Source organism: Bdellovibrio bacteriovorus HD100, from assembly GCF_000196175.1.
Taxonomy (GTDB): Bacteria; Bdellovibrionota; Bdellovibrionia; order Bdellovibrionales; family Bdellovibrionaceae; genus Bdellovibrio; species Bdellovibrio bacteriovorus.
The window spans coordinates 1,405,066-1,415,504 of the sequence record NC_005363.1 but is presented as its reverse complement, the minus strand read 5'-3'; the positions used below and the strand labels follow the sequence as shown (position 1 = coordinate 1,415,504).

Below are 10,439 nucleotides of genomic sequence, written 5' to 3'. Positions count from 1 at the left end.
CTATTCCTAAAATAGAAAAGGGCCTTTGCAGGCCCTTTCGTTTTCTTATCAACTACTTTTCTTTTTCGAAGGCCGCGATTACTTCAGTTGTCAGGTCCGCATCCGCCGTTGCGTAAAGAACCATTTGAGAGTTCTCCAGCACCAGAGTGTAACCTTTATCTTTCGCAAGTTTCGCGATCACTTTTTTCATTTTATCAAGAATCGGAGCCGTCAGCTCACGCTCTTTTTTCTGAATCTCGATCTGGCTTTTGCCTACCACATCACGATACTTCAGCATTTCTTCCTGGAATTCAGCTTGTTTTTTACCAAGCGCTTCTTCAGAAAGCACAGACTTTTTCTTTTCCAGGTCTTCACCCATCTTTTTCAAGTCTGCTTCTTTTTTCTCTAGTTCTTTTTTCTTTTTGTTGAACTCTGTTTCAAGTTCAGTTTTTGCTTTCTTACCCGCAGAAGTGGATTGAATAGCTTTTTGCATATCTACAAATCCAACTTTTGCCTGCGCTTGTGCGAAAGATGCCGTCAGTAGCATGCTCAACACGATCAACATTCTCTTCATTCCAAATCCTCCTTAAAAGGTTTTAAAAATAATTTAGTCAGTCCAGCTTTCGCGCCTGCCGGCGCTCCAGCCTCCTCGGCACGGCCGACTTAGAAACTAGGCCCGATGGAGAATTCGAAGACGGTGGCGTCTTGGTAAGCTGGGTTGCGGTTCAGCGGGAAGCCCCATTCGAAGCGCAAAACACCAATTGGTGAATACCAGCGAATACCGAAGCCGACGTCCGCGAAGAAGTTGTTGTCTGTTAGGACATCATCCGCGGCACCGATATCGAAGAATCCAGCTCCCATGATGCCAGCTTCTTTGACCAAAGGGAACTGTAATTCCGTCTGGTACATGGCCTGTTGAACGCCCCCGTAGAAACGCATCGCTTTTTCGCGGGCCTCAGCATCGGACTTACCCTCAGCGATCAGATCGTTGTAGATCATCTCAGAGAACTTCATTTTACCCACGCGGTAAGATCTATAACCACGCAAAGAGTAAGGTCCACCCAGAAGGTACAATTCAGAGAACGGAACTTCCTGACCATCCAAACCGTCGATGCGGGAATATTGGATGTTATTTCGCCACACTACGTCCCAGAACAGGTTCTTGTAGTATCTGAAATTGGCATTTCCGCGAGTATACTTCAGATCTCCGCCCAGACCAGCGTACTCATAAGACCCACTGGAATAGATCCCCTTGGTCGGCATCTGACGGTCATTACGCGTGTCATATTCAACAGTTCCAGTCATGGAGCTGGTCACACCAGACGCCGATTCCAGCGGGAACAGATCCGGATCCGTGATCAGCTTGCCATCACTGTCGTATTTTTTAGACAGTTTGGTGTCGTCATATTTGTACTTTAGGAAACCACGCGTGTATTCGGCCAACGGGTGGCCCAAACGAATCGCACCACCTGTGTGATTTTCGTCATAGTCCACACGTCCAGTATTCGCGCTTTGATAAAGATCCGCCCCCAAAGACCACAACGTGTCTCGGAAGTACGGCTCAGTGAAGGACAAACTGTAGTAACTGCCCGTGTTGCTCAAATTCAGGGACGCGCCCAGATTCTGACCTTTACCCAGGAAATTCGCCTGACTGATAGAGCCCTGCAATGTGAAACCCTGGGAAGTTCCGTAACCCGCACCCAACTGGATCTGGCCGGTGTTACGCTCTTTCACGGAAATATCCACGTTCATGACTTCTGTGCGTTCCGGATCAATCGAGGTCTTGAAGTTGACTTCCTCAAAGAAGCCCAGACGCTGGATGTTTTCCAAAGACTGACGACGGCGGGTTTCGTTGTACAGCTCCCCTTCATGAACTTTAAGCTCACGACGGATGACCTTGTCACGGGTCTTGGAATTTCCAACCATATTGATCTTGCCGAAGTAAACCTTGTTGCCCTTGTCGAATTCAAACACCAGATCCACACGACGTTCTTTGTCGTTGAAACGAGTCCGTGGGATCACGTTGGCATAGGCATAACCCAGATCCCCGTACTTTGCGGTCAGCTCACTGATGTCTTTTTGCAACACATCGTAGGCAAAGACGCCGTTGTCATCGATCTTGATCACTTCGCGCAATTCAGATTTCGGGAACAAAAGATCACCGGCGAAATCCACGTCGCCGACATTGTACTGCTCACCTTCCTCAATTCGGATGGTGATATAGATGTTCTTTTTATCCGGCGTCACCGTCACCTGAGGACGATCCACCTTGGCCTGAACATAACCCTGATTCCAATAAAGGAAGCGAAGAATCTGAACGTCACGCTCGAACATCTCCTGCTTGTACTGACCGGAACCGCTGATGCCCGAGAAGAAGCCGCCCTCTTGAGTCAGCATCTTGCTTTTCAGAGAACTGTCACCCATATGGTTGTTACCAAGGAAGGTGATCTTTTTAACTTTTACTTTATCATTTTCACGGATCTTAAAGACCAGACGGACAGTTTCGTCTTTGGTGACCTCTTGAACTTCAGAATCGATCTTGGCCAGGAAGAAACCTTTGTCTTCATAAAGCTTCTGGATTTTCTCCACCGCTTCTTTAACTTTGGCCATGTTCAAAAGCTGATAAGGCTTAATACCCGTGGCATCCGCAATATCTTCAGACTTTACTTCACTGTTGCCTTCGTAAGTGATTTCAACCACAGAAGGTTTTTCCAGCACGGTGTACGTCAGCGTGACATCTTTGCCGGTGGCTTTACGATCCACCTGAATGTCATTGAAGAAACCCATATTGAACAGCGCCTGCACATCTTCGCGAATATGCTGAGCTGAATACGACTCTCCAACCTTGGTGACGATCTTGGTCAGAATGGCGTCTTTTTCAATTTTACGATTGCCGGCAACTTCGATGTTTTTAACGATCAAACCGGATGTGGCATCCGATGCCTCCGCCGCCGCAACAGGAGCTTTGGCCTTGGCGTTTTTCTTTTTGGCAGGCTGGGCCACCACCGTCGAAGTCATGAATGTGATTAACAGTGCACAAAGAAGCTTACTCAAAGTTCCCAATCCCCGTTATTTTTTAAAAATCTATAAGACTTTTAAGTACTTACAATTTAGACAAGGAATCGTAACTTAAGACCAAGGTCCTGTCAAAGCCACCAGACAGGCAACACCACTTTTTTAGCCGCAAAGCACAAGCAAATCATGAAGATAGCCCTAAGAAATGAAGAGCTTTAGGACTGCCACTGACCGTCTTTCATTCTGTACACCTTCGGAAAGCGTGTCGCAAAGGTCAGATCGTGGGTCACGATGACCAGCGCCAGCTTCATTTCTTCCTTCAGACGGAAGAACAACTCCTGAATCTTTCCACTGGTGTGAGAATCCAAATTCCCCGTAGGCTCATCGGCGAACAGTATCTTTGGATGGCGCACCAAGGCACGAGCAATGGCTACGCGCTGCAACTCACCGCCGGAAAGCTGGTTCGGGTGATGGTCACGACGATCCGCCAATCCCATGAACTCCAAAAGATGCAAAGCTTTTTCTTTGGCCACCTTGATGGACTCTCCGCCAACACGGCAAGGGATCATGACGTTTTCAAGGGCATTGAACTCACTTAAAAGATGATGGAACTGGAATACAAAACCCATTTCAGAATTGCGGAAGCGGGACAGTTCGTCATCGCTCATCGCCAGCAGATCTCGGCCTTCACAGTAAAGCTCGCCCTTGTTGGGGCGATCCAAAGTTCCCATGATCTGCAACAATGTGGACTTCCCAGCCCCCGAGGCCCCCAGAATGGCGAAGGCTTCACCTTCACGGATGTCCAGACTGACTCCACGAAGAATCTCCAGCTCACCCACCCCTTGGGAATAGGATTTGTGAATATCCACCGCACGCAAAAGAATGTTTTCGCTATTCACTTCTCAGTCCCTCCACCGGCTCCAGCTTCGCTCCGCGACGTGCCGGTGCGATCGTGGCAATCAAACAGATCACAAGTGTCGCAACACAGATGGCCACGCCATCGACGAAACGAATTTGCAATTCAATATTTTCCAAACGATACACCTCGCCGGAAATCAGACTTAAACGCCCCTGCATGAATTCAAACAGATAGGCAATCCCGACCCCCAGAGCAAACCCCAGAACGATCCCCACCAGGCCCATAAACAAGCCCTGGCAGACAAAGATTTTCATAATGTCTTTTTGCGACAGACCCACGGTCTTTAGAATGGCAATGTCCTTGAAACGACGAACCACGTTCACAAATAAAGTCGCCGACACATTGAAGGCCGCCACAATGGTGATCACCAAAACCACGAAAAAGATTCCCGGCCGCTCGACATTGATGGCTTCAAAAAGGTTTTCATTGGCATCGCGCCAGTCGCGCACCCAATAAGGGGATCCCAAAACCGCACTCAAATTGAAAGCGGCGTCACGGGCATGATCCACATCCTGGAACTTCAACAACAAGCCCGAATAACGATCTCCGATATCCGCCAGATCCTGGGTGGCCTTCAAATCAGACAGAATAAACCGCTCATTCCAGTCGTGCTTTCCCAGGTCCAAAATGCCCTGGACTTTAAAAGCCCCCACCCGGCGCTGGAACTTTGACGGATCCACAGAGTCCGCGACCGGAACCACCACACGGAAGGTGTCTCCGACATTCAGATTCATTTTTTTTGCCAGATTTTTACCCACCAGCGCCAAAGGCACATCACTGGCCACATTCAGATCATCTGTTCCGCTCAGAACACGGCGTTTGAAGTTCAAAACCTCATTGACCCGCTGAGTGTCCACACCTTGAATCAGAACACCTGAGATCTGACCTTTGTTGGCCAAAACCGCCTCAATAAAGACAAAACGGCTGGTGTTAACCAGCGTGGGTTCGGCTTTGCGAATGCGCTCTTCCAGTTCTTTCCAGTCATCCGGAAAGCGCGAGCGCTTCACCACTTGTGCGTGGCCAGACACTTCGGCCATGGCTGTTTTTAGAGTGTTTTCAAAACCACTCATCACCGCCATCGAGGCCACCAGCGCTGCCACCCCCAAAACCAGTCCGAGCAAGGCCAAAGGAGCCGAGCCGCCAAACATGGTTTTGCGCGAGAAAAGCAGTCGCCAGGAAAGCCAAGGCAATGAAGACTTCACGAAGGCTGACTTTCTGCCGTCAAAGTCGATTTCAAGTAAGACATGATAAATCCATCCAGATCCCCGTCCATCACGTCATCGACCTGATTGGTTTCAAAATCAGTGCGGTGATCTTTCACCATCTGATAAGGATGCATCACGTAAGAGCGAATCTGCGAACCCCATTCATTGGCTTTTTTCTGGGAATTCATCGCGTCTTTTTCCGCGTTGCGCTTTTCGATTTCCATTTCATAAAGGCGCGCTTTCAACATCTTCAGGGCTTTTTCACGGTTCTGAATCTGAGATCTTTCCACCTGACAGGTCACAATAACCCCGGATGGAATGTGAGTCATACGAACCGCAGAATCCGTTCTGTTGACGTGCTGGCCACCGGCCCCGCTGGCGCGGAAGGTGTCCACTTTCAGATCATCAGGACGAACTTCGATATTGATGTCATCATCCACTTCCGCCCAGGCAAACACGGACGCAAAAGATGTATGGCGACGGGCATTGGAATCAAACGGAGAAATACGCACCAGACGATGCACTCCGGATTCCGCCTTCAGATATCCATAGGCATAAGGGCCTTCGATCAAAAGCGTGCAGGATTTAATCCCGGCACCCTCGCCCTCGGTCATCTCGATGATTTGAACTTTAAAGCCATGCTTGTCAGCATAACGCGTGTACATACGCAAAAGCATGGAGGCCCAGTCACAGGACTCCGTACCACCTGCCCCGGAGTTGATGGACAGATACGAGCTGTTGCTGTCCAATTCGCCGTTCAGAACTCGTTTCAACTCAAGCTCTTCCCCCAACTTTTCCAGTGCCACGACCTCGGCTTTGGCTTCAGAGAAACTGCCTTCATCCTGGGCTTCTTCGGCCATTTCCAGCAGAACCTTGGAGTCGCTCAAGCGACTTGCAAAGGCGTCGAATTCCCCCACGGCTTTTTCAAGCAGGGCTTTTTCTTTGTTCAGCTTTTGCATTTCAGCAGGTTTTTCCCAGAGTGCGGGATTTTCAGCCTGAATGGAGATCTCTTCCAGGCGCTTTTTCTTGCGATCTAAGTCAAAGATACCCCCGAAGCTCCTTCGAGAAGGCTTCGAGAGACACGATTTTGCTTTTTATTTCAGAGGCTTCAGTAACGATAGACATAGGCCCAGTGTAATCACAGGGCCCTGTCTGTCAAGAAAAACGCCTCCGAGAGAAGGGAGGGGAAAATCTCTCGGAGGCGACAGTTTGGGAGAAACACACCTCTGCTTAATACAAAGGCGATGCCAACCGGGTTCTTCGTGACTATTTGCGAAATAAGCGCAGGAAGCCCCAAAATCAGGGGGCGACACGATGGAATCGTTCAAACTTTAGACAAAACCGAGGACGCAGAGGGTCCCTTTTGGTCCCTCCGGGAGGTTTGCATTTCTCATGTCAATTTTAGAGGGAAAAGACGCCTTATTTGGCGGAAACTTTTTTCAAAAGGACTTCGAAAGCCGCATCCTGAATGCCGAACATTTCCAGTGCCTCGGCCTCACTGGTCTCGTGGTCATAACCCAACAAGTGCAGCACCCCATGAAGCAGCATATAACCCAGCTCCTGCTGATACGTGAGTCCATGCTCTTTGGATTGACGCTTTAAAACCTCGGGGCACAAAACAAGCTCCCCCAAAGACCCCGGATCCATCGAGTCAAAACTCAAAACATCCGTGGCGTAGTTCTTACCCCGAAACTCCATATTGATTTTCTGCGCGGGTTTTTTATCCAAAAACACCAGCGTCAGTTCCCGACGGGCCTGCTCAGCCTTCAGCACTTTTTTACGCTTTAGCTCTGTCACCACAAGCTGCATCCAGGTTTGGATGAACTTGCGTGGGGCTGCGTGTTTGGATTCATTGACGATTAAAACTTCCATGACTAACCCTGCGATGGCGTGGTTTGACCCACGTCACCCAAACCACCCCCGGCACTGCGAGGATAATCAATACGCTGGTGATAGATACCCAGAAGGATGCGGATGAACGCCGCCTCGACCTTGGAGATGTCTTTCAGGGTCAGATTACATTCATCCAACTGCCCGTCAGAGAACTTTCTTTGCGTGATGTTCTTAACGATATTTTGCAAACGCGCCGGAGTCGGCTCATCCAAAGAACGAGCCGCAGCTTCGATACTGTCGGCAAGCATACACAAAGCAGCTTCGCGGAACTGCGGTTTCGGACCTGGATAGCGGAAGTCCTCTTCCCCAATTTCAGGACCGTCTTCTTTTTTCAGATCCAGAGCTTTGTTGTAGAAATAAGAAATCAGCGTCGTTCCGTGGTGCTGCAAAACCCCGTCAATGATGGGTTTACCCAGTTTGTAAGCCATCCCCATTTCCACCCCGTCTTTTACGTGGGCGATCAGCAGGGTTTTACTCATGAACGGAGAAATATGATCATGCGGGTTGTGGCCCGGCTTCTGGTTTTCGATAAAGTAATTGGCGTGCTCCATCTTGCCGATGTCGTGGTAATAGCACATAACTTTACCCAACAACGGATTGGCACCGATTTCTTCCGCCGCCGCTTCCACCATCGAACCCACCATCATCGAATGGTGATAAGTTCCCGGGGCTTTCACGATCATTTCTTTCAGCAGCGGGTGATTCAAGTTGCTCAGCTCAAGCAGTTTTACGTCCGTGGTGTAGCTAAAGACGGATTCCAGCAGCGGAACAAACATCATCGCCACCAGGGCCGAGAAAATACCGCCCAGGAAACCCGCCGGGATCGACAGCAGAATCTCTTTTACTCCGCCCTCTTGGTCGAACTTAGTCATGGTCAGAATAAACGCAATCATCGCCGCATTCACCAGACCCGTGCGCACACCGGCAAAATAAACGTCGTTACGGGTTTTACAGTTGTACACCCCGCGCGCCGCCGCGATACCGCCCACCAGGGACACAAACATAAAGGCAAAGTTGTAATCCACCATGATGCCCAGGCACACGGACAGGAAGGCTGTGAACAGCCACACAATTTCACCGTAAGTGATCAAAAGACCCACCAGCATCGGACCCGCCGCCACCGGAGCTGCATACAGGAAGATCGCCGGAGGCAGGAAGTGGCCCAACTTCGAGGCGAAGGCCGCATCGGTGATGAACATGTAGATCTTGGTAAAGAAGATGATGCCAAAAGCAATCAGCATCATGACCGACACGTCTTTGAATTCGATTTTCACTTTATTGATGGTGAAACGCTTCAGGTACGAGAAGAACACCAGAATGGCCACCGACAACATCAGGGCCATGGACAGCGACATGATGTCTTTACGTTTGTCGGCGCGGATGTTTTCGATTTGTTTGATCACCGCCATCTGGAACGGCTGAACCACCGACCCTTGAGCGATAATATTCTGGTTCTTTTTGATGGTGATCGTCACCGGGATCACCGCATCACGCGCGGCCTGGCGGCGGCTGGCAGTTTCCTGCTTGTTCAGGGTCATGTTCGGCACGACCAAGGAACGCGCAAAGTACAGGATATTGGCCTGATCACTTTCCGAGAAACGATTCAGGTCTTTTTTCAGTTCCAGTTCAAAGTTTTCCGGGGACTGAAGATCCAGGATCTCTTCCCGCGGAATGGGGAACTCTTTACCCAGATTGTTTTTGTGCACCACACGGCCTAAGACCGTGGCCTGGCTGGCCGGGATAAAGCGGTCCGGTGCCTCCGCCACTTTACGGTCGTACCAGTTTTCTAGGTTGCGGATGACGATGGCTTCAATGCGCGGATTGAACTTCAGATCAATCAGCCACTCGAACATAAAATCAGAAACACCCACGCCCAGCTCTTTTTCAAACTGCTTTTTATACTGGAAGAAATCCTTCACCGCCACCCGGTACTGAGCATGTGCTTTCGGCCACTGGGTTTCACGGTAATAGGCACGCATGGTGCGGAAAGAGTGAATCAGGTTGACGGACACCCGCTCAAAGACGCTGGTGTCATAATCATAAACAATCGGCACCGAGTATTCCGCCTTCAGGCGTTTTTCCTCGGTGGTGACTTCGTCAGTCATCTCAAAACCCATCGGCGAAGTGACATCGTACTTGGCCACATCACCGACGTTGAAATTGTACGGAATGTCGAACTGATAGAAGATTGTGTAAGAAAGCAGAACGCAATACAGGAAGATCAAAGCAGCGCGACGAATGAAGAATTTTTCTTCCATGAGTTGCACAACACGACCCAGGAATGTTTTCTCCAAACCGATGGAATCCACCCAGTCCAAAAACTTCAGACTGTGATCCTCATAGTTAACCCGCTTGGCTGGGCTTTCGCCCTTTTTTGGATTTTTACCTCGTTGCATATCTAGTTTTTCTACCGTAACCCATATTGCGAAAATTGTCGAAATCACTATGCATTTGTGTTAGCAATAAAGAGATTCCATCAGAAAGTCGAGGAGTCCCCATGCCGCATATTCCCTCCAACTTACGTCATATTGAGTCCTTAGTCGAGATCGTAGCGTCTTTGCGCGGTCCCGGAGGATGTCCCTGGGATAAAGAGCAAACTCATGAGTCTTTGACTCAATACGCAATTGAAGAGACCCACGAACTGGTGGAAGCCCTGGAACTGCCCGCTTCCGATGCCAGCAAGGATCTGAAAATGAAAGAAGAGCTGGGGGATGTCCTCTTCCAAGTGGTTCTGCACGCTCAGCTTGCCGCCGAACGTGGAGCTTTTACTCTGGAAGACGTGATTGCCGGAATCAGTGAAAAACTGGTGCGCCGACACCCGCATGTTTTCTCTGACACCCAGGTTGCCGACACCGCCGAAGTCATCCGCAACTGGGAAGAAATCAAGAAACAAGAGAAGGCTACTTCTGCTGCACCGTCGCCATACGCCTTGAACGTGCCTCCCCTGCCGGCTTTGCAGAAAGCCTACAAAATCGGCAAACGCACTGAAAAGTTGAAATTCGACTGGGAAGACATGGACGGCGTCCTTGCGAATGTGGAAGAGGAATATCAGGAGCTGCGTGAAGCTTTGGATGAAGGCAATGACAGCGAGATCGAACACGAACTGGGCGATGCCCTGTTTTCGCTCGCCCAACTGGGACGTCATGTGCAGATGGAACCCGAGCAGGTTCTGCGCAAAGCCAATCAGCGCTTTGAAAATCGCTTCAATATGATGGTGGAACTTGTTGAAAAAGACCAAAAGGATTTTTCTGCAATGACTCTGGAACAAAAAGAAGAGTACTGGAAAAAAGCCAAACTGCTTTTGAAGAAGAAATAAATCGCAGGGCCTTCCATCGAAGGTCCCCTTTCTTTGAGGCCTCGTAATAAAAGAGGATCTTGGTTGTGGAGAGAAGTTCGACAGTTCGGAGTATCTTCTAATTTCGACGCAC

General features: G+C 49.6%; 8 protein-coding genes. 1 reads left to right on the top strand and 7 read right to left on the bottom strand.

Features of this window, described 5'->3' with window-relative positions:
- Positions 1–52: 52 nt before the first annotated feature.
- From BD_RS06770 to BD_RS06740, 7 genes are all read right to left on the bottom strand, one after another.
- Positions 53–553, bottom strand: coding sequence for an OmpH family outer membrane protein (locus tag BD_RS06770; protein ID WP_011163977.1), 501 nt, complete (start codon positions 551–553; stop codon positions 53–55).
- Positions 554–642: 89 nt separating this feature from the next.
- Positions 643–3,033, bottom strand: coding sequence for an outer membrane protein assembly factor BamA (bamA, locus tag BD_RS06765; protein WP_231839306.1), 2,391 nt, complete (start codon positions 3,031–3,033; stop codon positions 643–645).
- Positions 3,034–3,209: 176 nt separating this feature from the next.
- Positions 3,210–3,893, bottom strand: a complete 684-nt coding sequence (locus tag BD_RS06760; protein ID WP_226988089.1) for an ABC transporter ATP-binding protein — start codon at positions 3,891–3,893, stop codon at positions 3,210–3,212.
- Positions 3,886–5,115 carry an ABC transporter permease gene (locus tag BD_RS06755; protein WP_038448839.1) on the bottom strand — a complete coding sequence of 410 codons (1,230 nt, stop codon included), beginning with the start codon at positions 5,113–5,115 and terminating at the stop codon, positions 3,886–3,888. The genes BD_RS06760 and BD_RS06755 overlap by 8 nt, the downstream gene beginning before the upstream one ends.
- A protein-coding gene (gene prfB, locus BD_RS06750; RefSeq protein WP_157865663.1) for a peptide chain release factor 2 occupies positions 5,112–6,243 on the bottom strand; the annotation gives its coding sequence in 2 pieces (ribosomal slippage) (positions 5,112–6,161 and positions 6,163–6,243; 1,131 coding nt in all). Before prfB ends, BD_RS06755 begins: the two co-directional genes overlap by 4 nt.
- Before the next feature lie 294 nt (positions 6,244–6,537).
- A complete protein-coding gene (gene ybeY / locus BD_RS06745; protein ID WP_011163972.1) occupies positions 6,538–6,990 on the bottom strand; it encodes an rRNA maturation RNase YbeY in 453 nt (150 codons plus the stop codon).
- A 2-nt stretch (positions 6,991–6,992) separates the two neighbouring features.
- Positions 6,993–9,407, bottom strand: a complete 2,415-nt coding sequence (locus BD_RS06740) for an HD family phosphohydrolase (RefSeq protein WP_011163971.1) — start codon at positions 9,405–9,407, stop codon at positions 6,993–6,995.
- A 101-nt stretch (positions 9,408–9,508) separates the two neighbouring features.
- On the opposite strand from BD_RS06740, the gene mazG reads away from it, so the two are divergent.
- Positions 9,509–10,327: a nucleoside triphosphate pyrophosphohydrolase gene (gene mazG, locus BD_RS06735; protein WP_041583509.1), complete on the top strand. Its 819-nt coding sequence runs from the start codon at positions 9,509–9,511 to the stop codon at positions 10,325–10,327.
- Positions 10,328–10,439: the final 112 nt, after the last annotated feature.

Excerpts from the sequence above, each read along its gene's own strand:
- BD_RS06770 (WP_011163977.1), bottom strand. The coding sequence starts at position 553 with ATGAAGAGAATGTTGATCGTGTTGAGCATGCTACTGACGGCATCTTTC.
- ybeY (WP_011163972.1), bottom strand. The coding sequence starts at position 6,990 with ATGGAAGTTTTAATCGTCAATGAATCCAAACACGCAGCCCCACGCAAG.
- BD_RS06740 (WP_011163971.1), bottom strand. The coding sequence starts at position 9,407 with ATGCAACGAGGTAAAAATCCAAAAAAGGGCGAAAGCCCAGCCAAGCGG.
- mazG (WP_041583509.1), top strand. The coding sequence starts at position 9,509 with ATGCCGCATATTCCCTCCAACTTACGTCATATTGAGTCCTTAGTCGAG.